Raw genomic sequence first — 19983 nt, forward strand, 5'->3', positions numbered from 1 at the left:
GTCACACGCTTGCATCGGCCTGCCCATAGCTCTCTCCGCCTCTGCACTGTTTGCGCTGATGCCGGCAGCCAGCGCCCTTGCGCAGGTATCCGCGCCGCCAACCCCCGCCCCGGCCACGGAAATATCCGATGCGGTTACGCCCTATCTCAACGCGCGATACCGGCTTGAAACCGTGGATCAGGAGGGCATTGCCAAATCGGCGACGGCATCCACGCTGCGCCTGCGCGCTGGTGTGCGTACCGCTGCCTGGCATGGTTTCAGCGCAGTGGTCGAGGGCGAGGCGATCCTACGCGTCGGACCGAAAGATTATAATGACACGGTGAATGGACGGGCGGCCTTTCCGGTGGTCGCGGATCCATCCGACATATTGCTAAATCAGGCCTATGTCCGCTGGCAGCCCGCGCGCCAGTTGGAGGTGATCGGCGGCCGTCACGCCATCAATTTCGACAATCAGCGCTGGGTCGGCAGCGTCGACTGGCGGCAGAACGACCAGACGCTCGACGCCGTGCGCATCGGCATCGTGCCCGCCGCCGGCACGCGCATCGATTATGCATACAGCTGGCGCGTCAATCGGGTGTTTGGGAAGGATTCGCCGCAGGGCATCTGGCCGGATTCAGATATTCATCTGCTGCGCGGATCAGTCACGCTCGCGCCGTTCGGGACGCTGATCGCCTATGGCTATTGGCTGGATATACCGGCCGCTCCGGCACTTTCATCGCGCACGCTCGGCGGGCGCCTGACAGGCGAACAACCGCTGAGCGACGGGCTGCGCATTCACTATGCCGCCGAATATGCCCGGCAAAGCGACCTGAGTATCAATCCGCGCGATTTCGCACACGACTATCTGTTGTTGGAGCCCGGCATCGGCATCGGGCCCGTGACGATACGAGTTGGTTATGAGCGGCTGGAAGGCGATGGGATCACAGCCCTGCAAACGCCGCTTGCGACCCTGCACGCCTTCAACGGTTGGACCGATCGTTTCCTGACGACGCCGCCGAGCGGTCTTCGCGATCTTTATGCCGACGTGCAGTGGCGCATAGGTTCGCTGTTCACAAGCACTCCGGCAACGCTGCGATTTCAACTGCACGATTTCAATGCCACGCACGGCGGTGCCGATTATGGTCGCGAAGTGGGCGCGTGGCTAACCGTGCCTGTCACGCGACAGATCAGTGCCGCGTTCAAACTCTCGCACTATGAGGCGGACGCTTTTGCAACCGACACAACCAAATCCTGGTTCTCGGTCGAGGCCCGTTTCTAAAGATCATCAACCACCGGATCAGGCCGGGCGAGTGCGATCAGCTTCGTACGGTCGATGATCTGTACTGTGGGCCCGCTGATAAGCACGCCGTGCTCTGCCAGCGTTCCACAGGCGCGGGACAGATTCTCAGGTGTCATGCCCAGCAACGAAGCAATCACGCGCTTTTCGGCAGGTAGCTGGAATTGCACGGTATCTCCCTGCCGCTGGCTTTCCAGAAACAGGAAATTGGCCAGCCTTTCGAGAGTCTGCCTGAGCTTGATATCCGTCAGCGAGCGCACCAAATTGCGGTAGCGTAACGCAATTTCGGTCATCGCCGCGGCGGCAAGCGCACCGTCCTTGGCGATCGTTGTTCTCAGCAGCGGCGATGGGATCATCAGGATACGCGAAGCCGATAGCGTCCGCGCCGACATCAGATAACGCTGATCGGTGTACGCTGCGGCGAGAATGAAGCTTGAAACGGGGCGCACCAACTGCATCGTGACTTCGCGCGATCCGTTGGTCGTGAACAACTCTACCAGCCCGTCCAGGAGCACGTGCAGGAAATCGGCACGACCGCCGGTTTCGATGAGCGTAAGCGCTGGCGGAAAGACCTGCAGGAACGAAGCGTGAAAAATCTCCCCGCGCATCCTCTCGTCCATGGCAGCGAACAATGGCAGAGCCGCGATTTCAGGAATCTCTTCGGTGCGCATGACTATAGCACTAACAGTCGCGATGATGATTATCAAGAGTTTGATTGATATATATCAATCATATAATTGATTATTATGAAATCGCGTTCATCTGCAAATCAAGTCGAGTAAATTCCAGTGTTGCCGCCCTCGCTTTTTTTGATCGGCATCAATAATCTCTTCCCTAACCTAAGCATGGTCGGTCTCATCATTTTGCTGTGCAGGGTAGAATCATGGACGCGACAACGGCGGCCCAGCCGACCAAAGGCCTTCAAGCCAAAGCGTTAAGCTTGAGCACTCTTGCGTTCACCACATGCTTCGCGGTTTGGACGATCTTTGCCATCATCGGTATCGAGATCAAAAGCCAGTTGGATCTCAACGACACCCAGTTCGGTCTGCTGGTGGGGACACCCATCCTGACCGGGTCGCTCGTGCGGGTCTTCCTTGGCATCTGGACGGACCAATTCGGCGGTCGTCTGATGTTCACGCTCACGATGTTGGCGTCGGCAATTTCTACCTGGCTGCTGTCGACCGCCGAAAGCTATTCCCTCATGCTTCTCGCCGCCCTGGGGCTCGGGCTTGCCGGCGGAGGATTCGCTGTCGGCGTTGCCTATGTCTCCAAATGGTTCCCGCCCGAGAAGCAGGGGACAGCGCTCGGTATCTTCGGCATGGGCAATGTCGGCGCGGCGGTGACCAAATTCCTTGCGCCCTTCGTGATGGTAGCGATGGGTTGGCAGGCGGTTGCCCAAATTTGGGCGATCGGCTTGGCGGTTGCGGCAGTGCTGTTTTTCCTCTTTGCCCGTAACGACCCCGCGTTTGAAGCGCGCAAGGCGCGCGGTGAGAAGCCGCGCAGCTTGATCGAACAGCTTGAGCCACTTCGCCATCAACAGGTCTGGCGCTTCTCGCTCTATTATTTCTTCGTGTTCGGCGCCTTTGTCGCACTCGCCCTGTGGCTGCCCAACTATCTGGTCGGGGTTTATGGCGTCGACATAAAGGTCGCGGGTATGCTCGCGGCAACCTTCTCCCTCTCGGCCAGCCTGTTCCGCGCCTATGGTGGGATGTTGTCCGACCGCTATGGCGCGCGCAAGGTGATGTACACGACCTTCGGCGTGTCGCTTCTCTGCCTGTTCATGCTCGCCTATCCTTCGACTGATTATGTCATTCACGGCATTGACGGGGACATCCACTTCTCGACCTCGATGGGGTTGGTTCCGTTCGTGATCGCGGTGTTTGTGCTCGGCTTCTTCATGTCGCTGGGCAAGGCGGCGGTCTACAAGCACATCCCGGTCTATTATCCGGAGCATGTCGGTGCTGTCGGCGGCATGGTCGGCATGGTCGGCGGCCTGGGCGGCTTCATCCTGCCGATCGTGTTCGGCGCGGCCAACGATCTCACCAACATCTGGACCAGCTGCTTCATGGTGTTGTTCGCGCTCGTCGGCGTAGCGCTTGCCTGGATGCACATGGCGGTACGGCAGATGGAGCAGAGCGCAAGCGGGCTCGATCATCGCACCCTGCCGCAGTTCCCGGAAATGGCCTCGATCCACGAGGAGGGGCGCCATGCCGCCGCCCAGCCGGCGAAGGTGATCACGGAATGGCGTCCGGAAGACAAGGATTTCTGGGAAACGACCGGCCAACGTATTGCGCAGCGGAATCTCACAATCTCCATTCCCGCATTGCTGCTCGCCTTCTCGGTCTGGATGGTATGGTCGATGGTGGTCGCGAAATTGCCGGCGATCGGCTTCAATTATACCACTGACCAGCTGTTCTGGCTGGCCGCCCTGCCTGGGCTGTCAGGTGCGACCTTCCGCATCTTCTACAGCTTCATGGTGCCGATCTTCGGCGGACGGCTGTGGACGACGCTGTCGACCGCGTCGCTGCTGATCCCGGCTTTCGGCATCGGCTATGCCGTGCAGAACCCGGATACACCCTATCTCATCTTCCTCGTGCTGGCATTGCTGTGCGGCTTCGGCGGCGGCAATTTTGCCTCGTCGATGTCGAATATCAGCTTCTTCTTCCCCAAGGCGCAAAAGGGCAACGCGCTGGCGCTCAACGCGGGCCTCGGCAATCTGGGCGTCTCGGTGATGCAGTTCGCTGTGCCGCTGGTAATTACCGCGAGCGTATTCGGTGCCATTGGCGGCGATCCGCGCCCATCGAGCGAGGGCGGGCAGCTGTGGTTGCAGAACGCTGGCTTCATCTGGGTGCCATTCATCATCGCTTCAACGCTCCTCGCCTGGTTCGGGATGGATGATATCGCCGATGCCAAGGCGAGCTTTGCCGAACAGGCCGTGATCTTCCAGCGCAAGCATAACTGGCTGATGTGCTGGCTCTACACCGGCACCTTCGGTTCGTTCATCGGCTTTTCCGCCGGCCTGCCGCTGCTGGCCAAGCATCAGTTTCCCGATGTCGATGTGCTCAAATTCATTTTCCTCGGCCCGCTGGTCGGCGCGCTGAGCCGCGCAGGCACCGGCTGGGTGTCGGACCGCTGGGGCGGCGCCCGCGTCACCTTGTGGGTATTCGTGCTGATGATGGTCGGCGTGGTCGGTGTGATCTATTTCCTTGAAGCTGCCAATTGGTGGGGCTTCCTTGGCATGTTCATCTTCATGTTCTTCATGACCGGGGTGGGCAATGCCTCGACCTTCCAGATGATCCCCAACATCATGCGCCTCGAGGTGCCGCGCCTTATGCCGCAGCTGTCTGCAGCGGAGCAGGTGCGGCAAGCAGAAAAGGAATCGGCGGCGATTGTCGGTTTCACGTCGGCTATCGCGGCCTACGGTGCCTTCTTCATCCCCAAAAGCTTTGGTTCATCCATCGCAGTGACAGGCTCGCCGATGGCGGCACTGATCAGCTTTCTTGTCTTCTACGCCAGTTGTGCTGCGCTGACGTGGTTCATCTACACCCGGCGCGGCGGGCTCTTGCACGACATTGAGCGTGGTCGTGTGCCTGCCCCCGCCGGTACCCCCACCTTCATCCAGGGAGTTGCCGCATGAGCCAGCTACTCGACCGCCTGACCTTTTTCCGGCAGGCCAAGCAGTCCTTTTCCAAAGGTCACGGCATCACCACCAACCAGAACCGCGACTGGGAGGATGGCTATCGGAAGCGCTGGCAGCACGACAAGATCGTGCGCTCCACCCACGGCGTGAACTGCACCGGCTCCTGTTCCTGGAAAATCTACGTCAAGGGCGGGATCATTACCTGGGAAACACAGCAGACCGATTATCCCCGCACCAGGCCCGATCTCCCCAACCACGAGCCGCGGGGCTGCCCACGCGGCGCGAGCTACAGCTGGTACATCTATTCGGCGCAGCGGCTGAAATATCCGATGGTCCGCTCCCGCCTGCTCAAGTTGTGGCGCGAAGCGCGGGTCATCCGCACGCCCGTCGCGGCCTGGGCATCGATCGTCGAGGATCCGGTCAAGCGCAAAAGCTATACCGCTATTCGCGGCCACGGCGGCTTCGTGCGCGCGACTTGGGAAGAGGTGAACGAGATCATCGCTTCGGCCAATGCCTATACCGCCAAGACCTATGGGCCGGATCGGGTCATCGGCTTTTCGCCTATCCCGGCCATGTCGATGGTCAGCTATGCCGCCGGATCGCGCTATCTGTCGCTGCTCGGCGGCACCTGCATGAGCTTTTACGACTGGTATTGCGACCTGCCGCCGTCGAGCCCGCAGACCTGGGGAGAGCAGACCGACGTGCCGGAGAGCGCGGATTGGTACAACGCCGGATTCCTGATGATGTGGGGTTCGAATGTTCCGCAGACGCGGACTCCCGATGCTCATTTCATGACCGAGGCTCGCTATCGCGGTGCCAAGGTGGCGGTGGTGTCACCCGACTACGCCGAGGCCACCAAGTTCGCCGACCTGTGGCTGAACCCCAAGCAGGGTACGGACGCTGCGCTCGCGATGGCGATGGGGCATGTTATTCTCCGCGAATTCCACCTCGATCGGCAGGCGGAATATTTCGAGGATTATTGCCGAAAATATTCGGACATGCCGATGCTGGTGCGGCTGGTGCCCGGCAAGGGCGGACTGGTCCCCGAACGGCTGCTGCGCGCGTCCGACTTCAAGGATGCGCTGGGTGAGACGAACAACCCGGAATGGAAGACCGTCGCCATCGACGCGAAGAGCGGCGAACCGGTGGTGCCGCTGGGCTCTGCCGGCTTCCGTTGGGGCGAACATGGCAAATGGAATCTGGAAGAGAAGGATGGAAAAGGCGAGGAGACCCAGTTGCGCATGACCGCGATCCTTGGCGGCGACCATGATGTCGTCGTCGATGTCGCCTTTCCCTATTTCGGCAATCGCGAACACGATCATTTCCAGGGCACGGACCATGCCGATGTGCTGAACCGGCGCGTACCTGTCCGTGAGATCGCGCTCAAGGACGGCAAGGCACTGGTCGCGACGGTGTTTGATCTGTTCTGCGCGAACTACGGACTCGACCGAGGCCTTGGCGGCGGCAATGTCGCGCGGGACTACAGTCTTAACGTGCCCTACACGCCTGCCTGGGCGGAAAAGATCACCGGCGTACCTGCGGATCACATCATCACTGTCGCACGTGAATTCGCGCACAACGCAGAAATCACCAAAGGCAAGTCGATGGTGATCCTGGGGGCCGGTCTCAACCACTGGTATCACATGGACATGAACTATCGCGGCATCATCAACCTGTTGGTGATGTGCGGATGTGTTGGCCAGTCGGGCGGTGGCTGGTCGCACTACGTGGGGCAGGAAAAGCTGCGACCGCAGACCGGCTGGACCGCGCTCGCCTTTGCACTCGACTGGAACCGGCCACCGCGCCACATGAATTCGACCAGCTTTTTCTATGCACACACCGACCAGTGGCGCTACGAAACGCTGGGTGTTGATGAGATCTTGTCCCCCACTGCACCGGAAGGGGATTGGGACGCCAGCCTGATCGATTACAACGTGCGCGCCGAACGCATGGGCTGGCTGCCGTCCGCGCCGCAGCTCAAGACCAATCCGCTCACCGTCGGCAAGGCGGTGAAGGCGTCCGGCAAGGAGGCAGGGCCCTATCTCGCCGCCGCGCTGAAAACGGGCGAAATCGAGCTTTCCTGTTTCGATCCGGACGATCCTGCCAACTGGCCGCGGAACATGTTTGTCTGGCGCTCCAATTTGCTCGGGTCGTCGGGCAAGGGCCACGAATATTTCCTCAAGCATCTGCTCGGTACCGCGCATGGCGTGCAGGGCAAGGACCTCGGCGAAACCGGCGCGCAGAAGCCGAAGGATGTGAAGTGGCACGAGGATGCACCGAAGGGTAAACTCGACCTGCTCGTGACGCTTGATTTTCGCATGTCGACCACCTGCGTTTATTCGGACATCGTGCTGCCAACCGCGAGCTGGTACGAAAAGGACGACCTCAACACGTCCGATATGCACCCGTTCATTCACCCGTTGTCGGCGGCGGTTGATCCGGTGTGGGAATCGCGCAGCGACTGGGACATTTACAAGGGTATCGCGAAAACATTCTCCGAAGTCGCGCCCGAAGTTCTGGATATCGAGCATGATGTCGTGCTGACCCCTATCCAGCACGACAGCCCTAACGAGATCGCTCAACCTTTCGACGTTGCCGACTGGGGCAAGGGCGAGGTTGAACCGATCCCGGGCCGGACGATGGCGACCGTGGCGCTGATCGAACGGGACTACCCGAACCTTTACAAGCGCTTCACGGCGCTGGGGCCACTGATGGAAAAGCTTGGCAATGGCGGCAAAGGGATCGGTTGGAATACCGATCACGAAGTCGAGAATCTCCGCCGCCTCAATGGCCCGGTGCTTGAAGACGGTGTGACGAAAGGACGACCGCAGATCGAAAGCGCCATCGACGCAGCCGAGGTGATCCTGATGCTGGCGCCTGAAACCAATGGCGAGGTCGCGGTCAAGGCCTGGGCGGCGCTATCAAGGAATACCGGCCGTGACCACACGCACCTGGCGCTGCCCAAGGAAGACGAGAAGATCCGATTCCGCGACATTCAGGCACAGCCGCGGAAGATCATTTCCTCCCCGACCTGGTCGGGCCTTGAAAGCGAACACGTCTGCTATAACGCGGGCTACACCAACGTCCACGAACTGATCCCCTGGCGCACGCTGACCGGCCGGCAGCAACTCTATCAGGATCACAAATGGATGCGCGCTTTTGGCGAAGGCTTTTGCGTCTATCGACCGCCGATCGACACGAAGGCCGTCAAGCCGATGCTGGATGAGGCTAAAGACGCACCGCACGTCATCCTCAACTTCATCACGCCGCACCAGAAATGGGGTATTCATTCGACCTACACCGACAACCTGCTGATGCTCACGCTATCACGCGGTGGGCCGATCGTCTGGATGAGCGAGGTCGACGCCGCCAAGGCGGGTTTGGTCGACAACGACTGGGTCGAGGCCTTCAACAGCAACGGCGCGCTGGTTGCACGCGTGGTGGTGTCGCAGCGGATGAAGGAAGGCACGTTGTTCATGTACCACGCGCAGGAAAAGATCGTGAATGTCCCCGGTTCGCCGCTTACCGGTCAGCGGGGCGGTATCCACAACAGCGTTACGCGCGCGGTGCTGAAACCGACGCATATGATCGGCGGTTATGTCCAGCTCGCTTACGGCTTCAACTATTACGGAACGGTCGGGTCCAACCGCGACGAATATGTGATCGTCCGTAAACTGCAAAAGGTCGATTGGCTCGAGGGGGCTCTCGCCGATGGGGAGGCCGCAGCATGAAGATCCGTGCCCAGATCGGAAAGGTGCTCAATCTCGACAAGTGCATCGGCTGCCATACCTGTTCCGTCACCTGCAAGAACGTGTGGACCAGCCGCGAAGGCATGGAATATGCGTGGTTCAACAACGTCGAAACCAAACCCGGCATCGGTTATCCCAAGGACTGGGAAAACCAGAAGCGCTGGAACGGCGGCTGGGTTCGCGATGCCGGTGGGTCGATCCGACCGCGCATGGGCGGCAAATGGCGGCTGCTCGCAAAGATTTTTGCCAATCCAGATCTACCTGAGATCGACGATTATTACGAGCCCTTCACCTTCGATTATGCCCATCTGCAAAAGACGGGCGAGAGCAAGGCTTTCCCTACGGCGCGGCCGCGCAGCCTGGTGTCGGGCGAACGAATGGAAAAGATCAACTGGGGTCCCAACTGGGAAGAAATCCTGGGCGGTGAATTTTCCAAGCGCTCGGAGGATTACAACTTCGAGGGCGTGCAGAAGGAAATATACGGCCAGTTCGAAAATACTTTCATGATGTATCTGCCCCGGCTGTGCGAACATTGCCTCAACCCCACCTGCGTCGCGGCTTGCCCCTCAGGTGCCATCTACAAGCGTGAGGAAGATGGCATTGTCCTCATTGACCAGGAAGCCTGCCGGGGTTGGCGGATGTGCGTCTCGGGCTGCCCATACAAAAAAATATACTACAACTGGAAAACCGGAAAATCGGAGAAGTGCATCTTCTGCTATCCGCGCATCGAGGCCGGGCAGCCGACCGTGTGTTCGGAAACCTGCGTCGGGCGCATCCGGTATCTGGGGGTCATGCTCTATGACGCGGATCGGATCGAGGAGGCGGCAAGCGTCGCCGATGTCGAGGATCTCTATCAGGCGCAGCTGGACATCTTCCTTGATCCCAATGATCCCAAGGTGATCGAGCAGGCCCGCAAAGACGGGGTTCCAGAGGCTTGGCTGGAGGCCGCCCGCCATTCGCCCGTCTACAAGATGGCGATGGAATGGAAGGTCGCCTTCCCGCTCCACCCTGAATATCGCACGCTGCCGATGGTGTGGTATGTGCCGCCGCTGTCGCCGATCAATGCAGCGGCGAGCGCGGGACAGATTTCAGTCAACAACGGAATGCCTGACATCCGCAGCTTGCGCATTCCGCTCAAGTATCTCGCGAACCTGCTGACGGCAGGTGACGAGAAACCGGTGGCGCTTTGCCTCGAGCGGATGCTCGCGATGCGCGGCTACATGCGTTCGAAAACGATCGAGGGCGTGCAGAATGACGCCATAGCGGAAGCGGTAGGCCTGACGGCGAAACAGATCGAGGAAATGTACAAGGTCATGGCGCTGGCGGACTATGAAGATCGCTTCGTCATCCCGACCGGACACCGCGAGGATGCCGAGGACATGTTCGATGAGCGCGGTTCCTGCGGCTTTTCCTTCGGCAATGGCTGTTCTAGCGGCACCACCAGCAGCAACATGTTCGGCGCGCCGGCACGCAAGAAGCTGCAAACGCCGACGGAGGTGTTCTGATGCACAATCTGCACCTTTTCTCGCTCCTGCTCAGCTATCCGACGTCCGATCTCCAGGCGGTATGCAGCGAAATCCGCGAACGGCTGGCGACGGATCCGGCATTGCCGCGCGATACGGTGAGGCGGCTGCACCCGTTGCTGACCCGCCTTGCCGCCAGTGACATCTATGCCGCGCAGGAAGCCTATGTCGAGCTGTTCGACCGGGGGCGGGCACACAGCCTGCACCTGTTCGAGCACGTCCATGGCGAGAGCCGGGACCGCGGCCAGGCGATGGTCGATCTGCGCCAGCGCTATCTCGATGCAGGACTTGAACCGGCGGGCAACGAATTGCCCGATTATCTGCCGCTGTTCCTCGACTATTGCTCCACATTGTCCGAAGCGGCTGCGCGCGAAACCCTCGCCGAACCCGGCGTGGTTCTTGTCGCGCTCGCCGCGCGGCTGGCCGAGCGCGGCTCGGATTATGCCCCGCTGCTGGCGCTGCTTTGCGAGATCGCAGAGGTCGAGCAGGACGAAGAGGCGCAAAAGGCGCTCTCCCCGGTCGACGATCCCGATGATCTGGAGACGCTCGATGCACAATGGGCAGAGGAAGAGATCCGTTTCACAGCAGAGGCAGTGCCTGATCCAGCGGCCTCCTGTCCGCAGGTGAGCGCAATTCTGGATCGCATGTACGATCCGGCGCCGGCCACAAAACGCCCGAGGAACTGAGCCATGGAAGCTTTCGTCCATCATCTGCTGTTCGGCATCTATCCCTACATCGCGCTTGGGGTGCTCGCCATTGGGTCGATCATCCGCTTCGACCGCGAGCCTTACAGCTGGCGCTCCGGCTCCAGCCAGCTGTTGCGGCGCAAGCAGTTGATCTGGGGATCAGTACTCTTTCACATCGGGGTTCTGTTCGTCTTTTTCGGTCATCTTGTCGGCTTGTTGACCCCGATTGCGCTGTTCGATGCACTGGGTATCAGTCATGGTGCAAAACAGCTTCTGGCCATCATCGCAGGTGGTATTGCAGGTGTGATGGCAATCATCGGCGCCACCCTGCTCATCCATCGCCGTTTCTTCGATCCCCGTGTACGTGCGGCGTCCAATGTCAGCGACAATATGATTATCCTGATCCTGTGGGTGCAGCTGGCGCTGGGGCTCGCAACCATTCCGCTATCGGCCGGGCATCTCGATGGGCATGAAATGGTCAAGTTCATGAGCTGGGCCCAAGGTATCTTCACCTTCCGCAGCGACGCCGCCAGCTCTATCGCGGACGTCCACATCATCTTCAAACTACACCTGTTCCTCGGCCTCACCATTTTACTGATCTTCCCGTTCACGCGTCTGGTCCACATGCTATCGGCACCAGTGCGTTACCTATGGCGGGGTGGTTACCAGATCGTCCGTTCGCGGCGGAATCTCAGCCATGGTTGAACTCGCCGAGCGCGCGGCCGTAAGGGTCGGCGGTGTAGAGATTCCGGCCGGAGCGATTGCCGCCGAAGTACAGAATCATCCCGCCCCCGACGCTGATGCCGCCTGGCAGGCCGCTGCCGAAGCCTTGGTGATTCGTCAGCTGCTGCTGACCGAGGCGGATCGGCAAGGCATCGTCGCGCAGGAAAGTCGCGATGCCGAAGGACGGTTGCTGATCGAGGAAGATGCCCGCATCGACGCCCTGCTGACTTCGGCAGTCAAAGTGCCCAGCGCCACGACCGAAGAGGCACGACGCTTTTACGAACGGCACCGTACCCGCTTTGCTAGCGAAACGCTGATCGAGGCAGAGCACATCCTGATCACGGCGGACCCGTCAGACCGGCTCGCCTACAGTCTTGCGGTCGGCGACGTGCGGATGCTGATCCGCAAGATCCAAGCCGATCCATCGCGGTTTGCGGATTTGGCACGCGAACATTCAGCCTGTCCTTCAAAAGCGCAGGGCGGCAACCTCGGACAGATCGGGCGCGGCCAGACCGTTGCAGCGTTTGAGGCTGCGTTGTTTGCGCTTGGCGAGGGCGAGCTCTGCGTTGAGCCTGTACGCTCTCCCTATGGTGTCCATGTCGTGCGTACGGGTCGCCGGATCGATGGGCAACCTCTGCCGTTCGAGGTCGTGGAACCCACCATCCGCGACTATCTGGAAGAAGCGAGTGCGCGCCGCGCGACGGCGCAATATCTCGCCATCCTGGCGAGTGAAATGCCTGTCGAAGGTGTGACTCTGCCCATCGCCGAAGGACCCCTGGTCCAGTGACCATCGCGCGCACTCCGGATCAGATCTTCGTGGGAATGGACGAGAACCGGGGCCTGACCGATGCCATCGGACGCCGCTTCGAATATCTGCGCCTGTCGCTGACCGATGTGTGCAATTTCCGCTGCACCTATTGCCTGCCAGAAGGCTACCGCAAGGTGCACGGAAGGCCACACCCACTGTCGATCGCTGAAATGATCCGCGCGGTGCGGGCCTTTGCGCGGCTTGGTTTGTGGAAAGTGCGGTTGACCGGGGGTGAGCCGACGCTACGCAGCGATTTCACACAGGTCGCGCGCGCCATCGCAGCGGTGCCGGGAATTCGCCACTTGGCGATGACGACCAACGGCTATCACCTTGCGGAGCGCGCACGTGCGTGGCGGGACGCCGGGATCAGCACGATCAATATCAGCGTCGACTCGCTCGACCCGGCGCGTTTCGCGGCGATCACCGGGCACGATCGGCTGGCAGAGGTCTTGCGCGGAGTATCGGCGGCGCGGGCGGCCGGGTTCGACAACGTCAAACTCAACGCCGTGCTAATGCGCGGTGTCAATGACGATGAACTGGCAGCCATGATTGATTTCGTGGCCGCGCACGATCTGTCGCTCCGTTTCATCGAGGTGATGAGGACCAACGACAATGTCGCCTTTTTCGGGAAGCACCATCTTGCTGGGGCGGCCGTGGCCGATCAGCTCAAGGCGGCGGGCTGGCAGCGGCTGCCGCGCCTCCCCGGCGCCGGGCCGGCGGTCGAATATGCGCACCCGGCGGCCAAGGGGCGCATCGGCATCATTGCGCCGTATTCGCGGGATTTCTGCGCGAGCTGCAATCGGCTGCGACTATCCTCCGAAGGCAAGTTGCATCTCTGCCTGTTCGGCGACGGCGGCATCGACCTGCGTCCGCTGCTGCAGGGGGATGACGAGAATGCGCTGGTCGCGCAGATCGTGACGCTCACCGCTACCAAGGCACCCGCACACCGTCTGAGTAGGGGCGACAGCGGCGCGACCCCACATCTCGCTTCTATCGGAGGTTAGCGTGACAGCGATCATCAGATCGAACACATCACAGCGGACCGGGAGATATTGCCGATCGGGTGAGCAAACAGGACTGGCTCATGTCGGGAATTGACGAGAGGTTGACCTTCCACCCCCTAAACATCGCAGTGCTGACCGTGTCTGATACGCGCAATCTGGATACCGATACGTCTGGTGCGCTGTTGGCTGGGCGGTTGACCGGAGCGGGGCATATGCTCGCTGCACGAGCAATTGTTACAGACGATGTCGAACCGATCCGTGCACAGATGCGTGCGTGGATTGCCGACCCCGGTGTGGACATCATCGTCAGCACGGGCGGCACCGGATTTACACCGCGCGACGTGACGCCGGAAGCCGTGATGCCGCTGCTGCGGCGAACAATGGACGGGTTCAGCGTGGTGTTCCACCAGGCAAGCATAGGTACAATCGGCATCTCGACCCTGCAATCGCGCGCCTTTGCGGGGCAGGCGGAAGAGACGTTTGTCTTCTGCCTGCCGGGGTCGACCGGCGCCTGCCGCGATGCGTGGGATCTGGTGCTGGGCTTTGAATTCGACAGCCGCTATCGCCCCTGCTCGATTGCCGGGCAAGTGCCGCGTCTGCGGGGTCTATGCGCATGAGCGGGCCACCCCATGATGGCGACGACATGATCGGATTCGAAGCGGCAATCGCGCTTATCGCGAGCGCAGCCGGTCCGCTGGAAACCGAAACGGTGCCGCTGGCTGAGGCTGCGGGGCGCGTCCTTGCCGAACCGCTACACGCCCGCAGCGATGTTCCGCGCCGGGCGGTCGCCGCGATGGATGGCTATGCAGTGGTCGATGCAGGGACGCAGGCTGGAGAAGCGCTGCGGGTGGTCGGGGAAAGCTGTGCCGGGGCAGGCTTTGCCGGACCGGTCGCACCCGGCGAAGCAGTGCGCATCTTCACTGGCGCTCCGATGCCGGAAGGGTCTGACCGCTGCATCATGCAGGAGTATGCGACGCGCGAAGCCGATGTGGTGTGCTTCAACCGCGGATATGGCCCTGCCTGGCATGTGCGGGCCTCGGGCAGCGATTTTTCTGCCGGCGCCTTGCTGCTCGATGCCGGGACGAGGCTGACTCCGCGCGCAATGGTCGTGGCAGCCGCAGCGGACGTGGCGGACATTCTCGTTGCTGCGCGTCCGCGCGTCGCGATCATCGGTACGGGGGATGAACTCGCCGCGCCGGGTGAAGCCTATCAACGCGAGGACGCCATTCCGGAAAGCGTAACCTTCGGCGCTGCCGCCATGGTACAACAGGCTGGTGCAGCCTTGGTCTACCGCGCAACCGGCATAGACCAGCTCCCGGCCCTGGAGGCATTGGCGGCGGCAGCGCTCGATATGGCGGACCTTGTGATCGTTACCGGCGGCGCTTCAGTGGGAGAGCGCGATTTTGCGAAGCCGATGTTCGCTGCGCACGGGCTGGAGCTGCTGTTTGCCAAAGTCGCGATCAAGCCCGGAAAACCCGTATGGCTGGGCCGTGCACGAGGAAAATGGGTGCTCGGCTTGCCGGGCAATCCCACCTCGGCCATGGTCACCGCGCGGCTGTTTCTGTTGCCGTTACTGGCCCGATTACAAGGTCGGAGAGTCGACGATGAGCTGCGCTGGCGCACCCTGCCGCTTGCTACTGCACTCGGCGCGGCGGGCTCTCGCGAATCCTTTGTCCGAGCGCATTGGGATGACGCAGGGCTCACTGCGCTCGGCAACCAGGACAGCGGAGCGCAAGGCGCGCTTGCTGTCGCCGACTGGTTGATCCGCTGTCCGGCGGGCCAACCGGCGCTTGGCTGCGGTGCTCTGGTCAGCGCCCTGTCATTTTAGGATATACGGGCCTCAGCTCAGGATACGGCAGGCCAATCACGACCGTGCACTCTCATTCAAGCCGCTTGCATCAGCAGCCGGGAGATCATGCGCCGTGCCGGAGTAACGTGTGCCGCTCTGATGCCCATGTGCCGCGCGATGCGGCCCGTCATTCGCTCATCGGTGTAAAGCCCGACAATGGCATTGGTTGCAGCATAGAGCGGCCAGGTCGCGACACGATGTCCGATTTCATAGCGCTTTAGGAGAGACGCCTCACCCAGATCGCCCGCCCGACGGAGGAGTCCCGCCAGGCGTGCGGTGCCCGATAGCCCAAGATTGAATCCATGCGCCGTAACCGGATGCATCCCCACTGCCGCATCGCCAACCAGCGCCGCACGCGCGACAGCGAACCGCCCGGCATAGCTGGTTGTCAGTGGATAGCGGTGCAGCGGCGTCAGCATTTCCATGGCCCCAAAACGCCGATGAAAGCGCCGCGTAAGCTCCGTGCCGAGCGCGCGTCGATCCATGTCGGCCAATGCTGCCGCCTGCCCATCGGGCAATGTAACGACCGCGGAAGCAACGCCGGGAGCAAGCGGTAATAATGCCAACGTCTGCCCATGGTCGAACCATTCGGTGGCAATCCCGCAGTGATCTTTGTCCAATCTAACGCGTCCGACCAGCATCGATTTTCTCAAACGATGCATCCGCGCCGCAATTCCCAGCTGGCTGCGGAGCGTGGAAAAGCGCGAGTCTGCGGCGACCACCAACGGGCCCGACAGGGTCTGCCCGTTGCCAAGCGTGATCCGGCCTTCCGTTGGCGTCGTGATCACATGATCAACGCTGACGCCCGCCATCAATTTTATGTTCGAACGCGCGGCGGCGCAGTCGAAAAGCGCCCTGCGGATGTCGCAGTTCGATACCATCGAACCAAGTTGGCCACCTTTGTTCGCATCCGGCGTGAACGCCAGCGCGAGCGGTGAATGCCCGTTGTAGACCTTGGCTCGGGTCAGCGGATGCACGGCATCGGCGGCCAATCTCTCCCATGCACCGAGACGGCGCAAGATTGCCGTCGATTTGTGTGTCAGGGCGATCTCGCGGCCGTCGAAAACGGGCTCGGCAAGCGATCTTTCCTCGCTTTTCTCGATCAGGACAACATCGATGCCTGCCAGCGCAAGATCGTTCGCCAGTGCCAGCCCGGCGGGACCGGCCCCACAGATCAGAACGGAATTCAGCATCGAACTGCTTCCTTCTACTTCATACCAGGGATCAGCGAAACGACATCGCCATCGGACTTGATGCGGCAAGACGCACCATATCGAATGGCCGCGCGGCGTGCGCCAGGTTACCGAGCGTAGGCCGATCGGGGCCTGCAATCGCCCGCTGCACGGTGTAATTGCCACGGTAACCGCGGGCGGCCAGATCACCCGCTATGTCGAGCACATCTTGCTCTTCGAGAAGCGCGTGATGCACCGTGGTGCGCACTTCGAACGGCACGGCCTGTTGCGTGCACAGCAGGTCGAGTGTTGCGGAAAATTTTCGATAGGCGCAGGTGCTGGTCACCGCCCGAAACTTTTCCGGTGGCGCCTTGTAATCGAGCGCGATGCGATCGACGAGACGGGCAGCGAGCAGCCGGGCGACCACATCGGGCCGCAACCCATTGGTGTCGAGCTTCACGGCAAAACCCATTGCTTTCACCCGCGCCGCGAAGGCGATGAGACCGGGCCACGCTGTCGCCTCCCCACCCGAAAGCACGACCCCGTCCAGAAGCCCTATGCGACGGTACAGAAAATTCATAACATCCGCTTCCGACAAAACTCCTTTACCCAGCACGATCTGCGGATTGTGACAATAACCGCAGCGCATGTTGCATCCCGCCACCCACAGGATGCAGGCGGTGCCGTTCGGAAAATCCTGCATGGTGAAAGGGGTGATGGCGTGGAACGGGCGGGGGCGCCCCGCTCGCCTGACAGCGCTGTCCCTTTTTGGCTCGCGCCCCGACATTTCAGCGCGTGGGAGCGAACAGGTTGGCTACCATCGCCGCATCTTCGGTAAAATGGCGGCGTTGGCGATGTTCGCCAACCTTGCCTTTATTAAAACTGTCGACGGGGCGGAAATAGCCCATCACTCGCGTCCACACCTTGGTCTGCGTGCCGCATTGTGGGCATTCCGGCTGCTCGCCTGCCAGATAGCCATGCGTATTACAGACCGAGAACACCGGCGTCAGCGTGACATAGGGCAAGCGATAGTTGGTCAGCACTGTCTTCAGAAAGCTGCGCGCTGCAGCAGCGCTCGACAACTTCTCGCTCATGTAGAGATGCAGCACCGTGCCGCCGGTATATTTGCATTGCAGATCATTCTGCAGGTCCAGCGCTTCGAACGGATCTTCGGTGTGATCGACTGGGATCTGCGAGCTGTTCGTGTAGTAAATATTCTCGCCGCTGCCCGCTTGCAGGATATCGGGAAAGCGCTTCCTGTCCTCCTTGGCGAAACGATAGGTGGTTCCTTCGGCCGGCGTTGCCTCGAGATTATAGAGATTACCGGTGCGCTCCTGATAGCTGATCAGCCGGGCACGCATATGATCCAGGATGCCGAGCGCCAGTTCGATGCCCTGCCGTTCGGTCAGGTCATGATCGTCGCCCGTAAAATTGCGCACCATCTCGTTCATGCCATTGACCCCGATGGTGGAGAAATGGTTGCGCAGGAACGGCAGGTAGCGCGCCGTATAGGGATAGAGGCCACGATCGTACATTTTCTGTACGAATGCGCGCTTCTTTTCGAGCGTCGAACTGGCGATATCCATCAGCCGGTTGAGCTCGGTCATCAAACCTGTCAGATCACCTTTGAAGCGATAGCCCAAAGCTGCCATGTTGATGGTGACAACGCCGAGCGAGCCGGTCATCTCCGCCGAGCCGAACAGGCCGTTCCCGCGCTTAAGCAATTCACGCAGATCGAGTTGCAGGCGACAACACATCGAGCGCACCGCGCCGGGGGTATAGGCTTCCGGATTGGGGCGGCGTTCGCCAGTCTCGGGATCCCGCACATACTGGCTACCGATGAAATTCTGGAAATAGGAGGAACCGACCTTGGCCGCATTGTCAAAAATGACCGTGGCTACCCCGCTCTCCCAGTTGAAATCCTCTGTGATGTTGACTGTAGGAATGGGGAAGGTGAAGGGCTGACCGGTGGAATCCCCTTCGGTCATCACCTCATAATAAGCGATGTTGATCTGTTCCATTTCCGGTGCGAAATGCGAAAATCTCATGTCTTCGAGGCAGCGAATGCCCATGTCGCGTGCCCGTGCGCGCGCAAGCAGAGCCTCATCGTTCAGTCCTGCGAACAGGTGCCGGTCGCGATAAGTCGGGTAAAGAATGCGCAGGTCCTCGGGTACGGTGATGTCGAGCGTGATATTGGTGAAGGGGGATTGCCCCCAGCGCGCGGGCACATTGAGATTGTAGACAAACTGGCGAATGGCCTTCTTGATCTCCGGAAAACCGAGAGAGTCGAGAAACACATAGGGCGCAAGGTAGGTGTCAAAACTGGAAAAGGCCTGTGCTCCTGCCCACTCGGATTGGAGGATGCCAAGAAAGTTGCTCATCTGACCCAGCGCTTCACGGAAATGACGCGGGGGGCGAGAGGACACCCGGCCGGCCACGCCGTTGAAACCGTCATTGAGCAGCCCGCGCAGTGACCAGCCCGCGCAATAGCCGGTCAGGCAGTCGAGATCGTGGATATGTAGATCTCCCTGCCGATGGGCCAAACCCTCCTCCGGCGCGTAGATCGTATCGAGCCAAAAGTTGGCGATTACCTTACCTGCAACGTTGCTGATCAGACCGGCGTGGGAATAGCCTACATTGGCATTCGCCTTGATCCGCCAGTCGGCGCCGGAGATGTATTCGCCGACGGCATCCGAACAATCGATGTTTCGCCGGCCTGCCAGCGGCACAGCCGGAGTAAAATTCGGTGGCAATGCCTCGGAAGCCGCGATCAATCCTGACATCTGATCCACTACGTCCGCCACCTGCATTGTCATCCCTATACAATATTTGGTGTTCCATTTAATCTAGTGTACCAGATATGGATTTGTGATTTGATTTACATCAATATTGCCTTTAAAGGCCTCTTGGCCTCGCCCTATCGATAGCTTCGGAGTGGCGGCAGCGATGCTGCCCGAGCATCGATAGTGCTTTCATAACCTGTGATCAGCTCCGATGGCGCTGCCGTGGCCGTATATCCACGTGCAAAATCAGAGTTCAGGCCACTGTAAGAACGCGTGTGTATGGTGCCGCACTGGCCTGACCATCTCGATACGTGGCGATCTTCGCCGGCACTAACCCGGATCAGACATCTCCTGGTAGCGGTATGAGGACGGGCATTCGGCCCATTGGTTGAGGTCGGATTCGCGCCATCCGATGCAGCGCAGGCCAAGCGTAACCTGTCGCGGAAATGTTCCCTCATCGATCTTGCGGTAAAGCGTTGATCGCGTAAGCCCGCTTCGTCTGAGGACTTCGGGAAGCCGCAGAAATCGATCTGCGCGCGGGGCACCGCTCATGATGGTGTCCTCGTTCGTGTGCGCACGAAGGCCTTGTCGGTTTCGAGGAACAGCCGAAGCATGAACGGGATCAGCTCGGTGATGGATTCGGTGTCTCCGTAATGCTCGCGGTAGAGGTCGGCGTAGGTGGAGAGATGCCTATGGAGATCGGGTGCCAGCGTGATGGTGATCTTGACCGGACTGCGATCCGGCAGGCGGGGTAGACGCAGCGCACTCAT

Annotated in this window: 16 protein-coding genes; 10 read left to right on the plus strand and 6 right to left on the minus strand. The window is 60.6% G+C overall.

The genetic code is table 11. From position 1 onward, the window contains the following. The first annotated feature begins 172 nt into the window (after positions 1-172). Positions 173-1258, plus strand: a complete 1086-nt coding sequence (locus ACE3TJ_RS15780) for a hypothetical protein (protein ID WP_374597812.1) — start codon at positions 173-175, stop codon at positions 1256-1258. Here ACE3TJ_RS15780 and ACE3TJ_RS15785 read toward each other — a convergent pair. Then, positions 1255-1947: a helix-turn-helix domain-containing protein gene (locus tag ACE3TJ_RS15785; protein WP_374597814.1), complete on the minus strand. Its 693-nt coding sequence runs from the start codon at positions 1945-1947 to the stop codon at positions 1255-1257. The two genes, ACE3TJ_RS15780 and ACE3TJ_RS15785, sit on opposite strands and share 4 nt — an antisense overlap. A gap of 212 nt (positions 1948-2159) precedes the next feature. Between ACE3TJ_RS15785 and ACE3TJ_RS15790 the strand changes: the two genes are divergently transcribed. The 9 genes from ACE3TJ_RS15790 to ACE3TJ_RS15830 all read left to right on the plus strand — a co-directional run bounded on the left by ACE3TJ_RS15790 (position 2160) and on the right by ACE3TJ_RS15830 (position 15237). Further along, positions 2160-4913, plus strand: coding sequence for a nitrate/nitrite transporter (locus tag ACE3TJ_RS15790; RefSeq protein ID WP_374597816.1), 2754 nt, complete (start codon positions 2160-2162; stop codon positions 4911-4913). Continuing rightward, a complete protein-coding gene (locus ACE3TJ_RS15795; RefSeq protein WP_374597818.1) occupies positions 4910-8647 on the plus strand; it encodes a nitrate reductase subunit alpha in 3738 nt (1245 codons plus the stop codon). The genes ACE3TJ_RS15790 and ACE3TJ_RS15795 overlap by 4 nt, the downstream gene beginning before the upstream one ends. Beyond that, a complete protein-coding gene (gene narH / locus ACE3TJ_RS15800; RefSeq protein WP_339708237.1) occupies positions 8644-10170 on the plus strand; it encodes a nitrate reductase subunit beta in 1527 nt (508 codons plus the stop codon). The genes ACE3TJ_RS15795 and narH overlap by 4 nt, the downstream gene beginning before the upstream one ends. Continuing rightward, on the plus strand, positions 10170-10874 hold the full coding sequence (gene narJ, locus ACE3TJ_RS15805) for a nitrate reductase molybdenum cofactor assembly chaperone (RefSeq protein ID WP_374597821.1): 705 nt from the start codon (positions 10170-10172) through the stop codon (positions 10872-10874). Before narH ends, narJ begins: the two co-directional genes overlap by 1 nt. 3 nt (positions 10875-10877) lie before the next feature. Continuing rightward, positions 10878-11579 carry a respiratory nitrate reductase subunit gamma gene (gene narI, locus ACE3TJ_RS15810; RefSeq protein ID WP_374597823.1) on the plus strand — a complete coding sequence of 234 codons (702 nt, stop codon included), beginning with the start codon at positions 10878-10880 and terminating at the stop codon, positions 11577-11579. After that, positions 11572-12384 (plus strand): peptidylprolyl isomerase, encoded by an 813-nt coding sequence (locus tag ACE3TJ_RS15815; RefSeq protein WP_374597825.1) that lies wholly within the window; start codon positions 11572-11574, stop codon positions 12382-12384. The genes narI and ACE3TJ_RS15815 overlap by 8 nt, the downstream gene beginning before the upstream one ends. Continuing rightward, positions 12381-13409, plus strand: a complete 1029-nt coding sequence (gene moaA / locus ACE3TJ_RS15820; protein ID WP_374597827.1) for a GTP 3',8-cyclase MoaA — start codon at positions 12381-12383, stop codon at positions 13407-13409. Before ACE3TJ_RS15815 ends, moaA begins: the two co-directional genes overlap by 4 nt. Before the next feature lie 80 nt (positions 13410-13489). Then, on the plus strand, positions 13490-14026 hold the full coding sequence (gene moaB, locus ACE3TJ_RS15825; protein ID WP_374599431.1) for a molybdenum cofactor biosynthesis protein B: 537 nt from the start codon (positions 13490-13492) through the stop codon (positions 14024-14026). A gap of 26 nt (positions 14027-14052) precedes the next feature. Then, positions 14053-15237, plus strand: a complete 1185-nt coding sequence (locus ACE3TJ_RS15830; RefSeq protein WP_374597829.1) for a molybdopterin molybdotransferase MoeA — start codon at positions 14053-14055, stop codon at positions 15235-15237. A gap of 56 nt (positions 15238-15293) precedes the next feature. On the opposite strand, the gene ubiM is transcribed toward ACE3TJ_RS15830, so the two are convergent. The 5 genes from ubiM to ACE3TJ_RS15855 all read right to left on the minus strand — a co-directional run bounded on the left by ubiM (position 15294) and on the right by ACE3TJ_RS15855 (position 19983). Further along, entirely contained in the window at positions 15294-16451 is a 1158-nt protein-coding gene (gene ubiM, locus ACE3TJ_RS15835) for a 5-demethoxyubiquinol-8 5-hydroxylase UbiM (protein ID WP_374597831.1), read from the minus strand. Positions 16452-16482: 31 nt separating this feature from the next. Then, complete coding sequence (locus tag ACE3TJ_RS15840) at positions 16483-17217, minus strand: anaerobic ribonucleoside-triphosphate reductase activating protein (RefSeq protein WP_374597833.1); 735 nt, start codon at positions 17215-17217, stop codon at positions 16483-16485. A gap of 1 nt (position 17218) precedes the next feature. Further along, complete coding sequence (locus tag ACE3TJ_RS15845; protein WP_374597835.1) at positions 17219-19240, minus strand: ribonucleoside triphosphate reductase; 2022 nt, start codon at positions 19238-19240, stop codon at positions 17219-17221. A 303-nt stretch (positions 19241-19543) separates the two neighbouring features. Then, complete coding sequence (locus tag ACE3TJ_RS15850; RefSeq protein WP_374597837.1) at positions 19544-19765, minus strand: helix-turn-helix transcriptional regulator; 222 nt, start codon at positions 19763-19765, stop codon at positions 19544-19546. Next, positions 19762-19983, minus strand: coding sequence for a DUF2274 domain-containing protein (locus ACE3TJ_RS15855; protein WP_374597839.1), 222 nt, complete (start codon positions 19981-19983; stop codon positions 19762-19764). Before ACE3TJ_RS15855 ends, ACE3TJ_RS15850 begins: the two co-directional genes overlap by 4 nt.

This window comes from Sphingosinicella sp. (genome assembly GCF_041916975.1).
GTDB lineage: Bacteria > Pseudomonadota > Alphaproteobacteria > Sphingomonadales > Sphingomonadaceae > Sphingosinicella.

Excerpts from the sequence above, each read along its gene's own strand:
- ACE3TJ_RS15785 (WP_374597814.1), bottom strand. The coding sequence starts at position 1,947 with ATGCGCACCGAAGAGATTCCTGAAATCGCGGCTCTGCCATTGTTCGCT.
- ACE3TJ_RS15790 (WP_374597816.1), top strand. The coding sequence starts at position 2,160 with ATGGACGCGACAACGGCGGCCCAGCCGACCAAAGGCCTTCAAGCCAAA.
- ACE3TJ_RS15795 (WP_374597818.1), top strand. The coding sequence starts at position 4,910 with ATGAGCCAGCTACTCGACCGCCTGACCTTTTTCCGGCAGGCCAAGCAG.
- narH (WP_339708237.1), top strand. The coding sequence starts at position 8,644 with ATGAAGATCCGTGCCCAGATCGGAAAGGTGCTCAATCTCGACAAGTGC.
- narJ (WP_374597821.1), top strand. The coding sequence starts at position 10,170 with ATGCACAATCTGCACCTTTTCTCGCTCCTGCTCAGCTATCCGACGTCC.
- narI (WP_374597823.1), top strand. The coding sequence starts at position 10,878 with ATGGAAGCTTTCGTCCATCATCTGCTGTTCGGCATCTATCCCTACATC.
- ACE3TJ_RS15815 (WP_374597825.1), top strand. The coding sequence starts at position 11,572 with ATGGTTGAACTCGCCGAGCGCGCGGCCGTAAGGGTCGGCGGTGTAGAG.
- moaB (WP_374599431.1), top strand. The coding sequence starts at position 13,490 with ATGTCGGGAATTGACGAGAGGTTGACCTTCCACCCCCTAAACATCGCA.
- ACE3TJ_RS15830 (WP_374597829.1), top strand. The coding sequence starts at position 14,053 with ATGATCGGATTCGAAGCGGCAATCGCGCTTATCGCGAGCGCAGCCGGT.
- ubiM (WP_374597831.1), bottom strand. The coding sequence starts at position 16,451 with ATGCTGAATTCCGTTCTGATCTGTGGGGCCGGTCCCGCCGGGCTGGCA.
- ACE3TJ_RS15840 (WP_374597833.1), bottom strand. The coding sequence starts at position 17,217 with ATGTCGGGGCGCGAGCCAAAAAGGGACAGCGCTGTCAGGCGAGCGGGG.
- ACE3TJ_RS15845 (WP_374597835.1), bottom strand. The coding sequence starts at position 19,240 with ATGCAGGTGGCGGACGTAGTGGATCAGATGTCAGGATTGATCGCGGCT.
- ACE3TJ_RS15850 (WP_374597837.1), bottom strand. The coding sequence starts at position 19,765 with ATGAGCGGTGCCCCGCGCGCAGATCGATTTCTGCGGCTTCCCGAAGTC.
- ACE3TJ_RS15855 (WP_374597839.1), bottom strand. The coding sequence starts at position 19,983 with ATGAGTGCGCTGCGTCTACCCCGCCTGCCGGATCGCAGTCCGGTCAAG.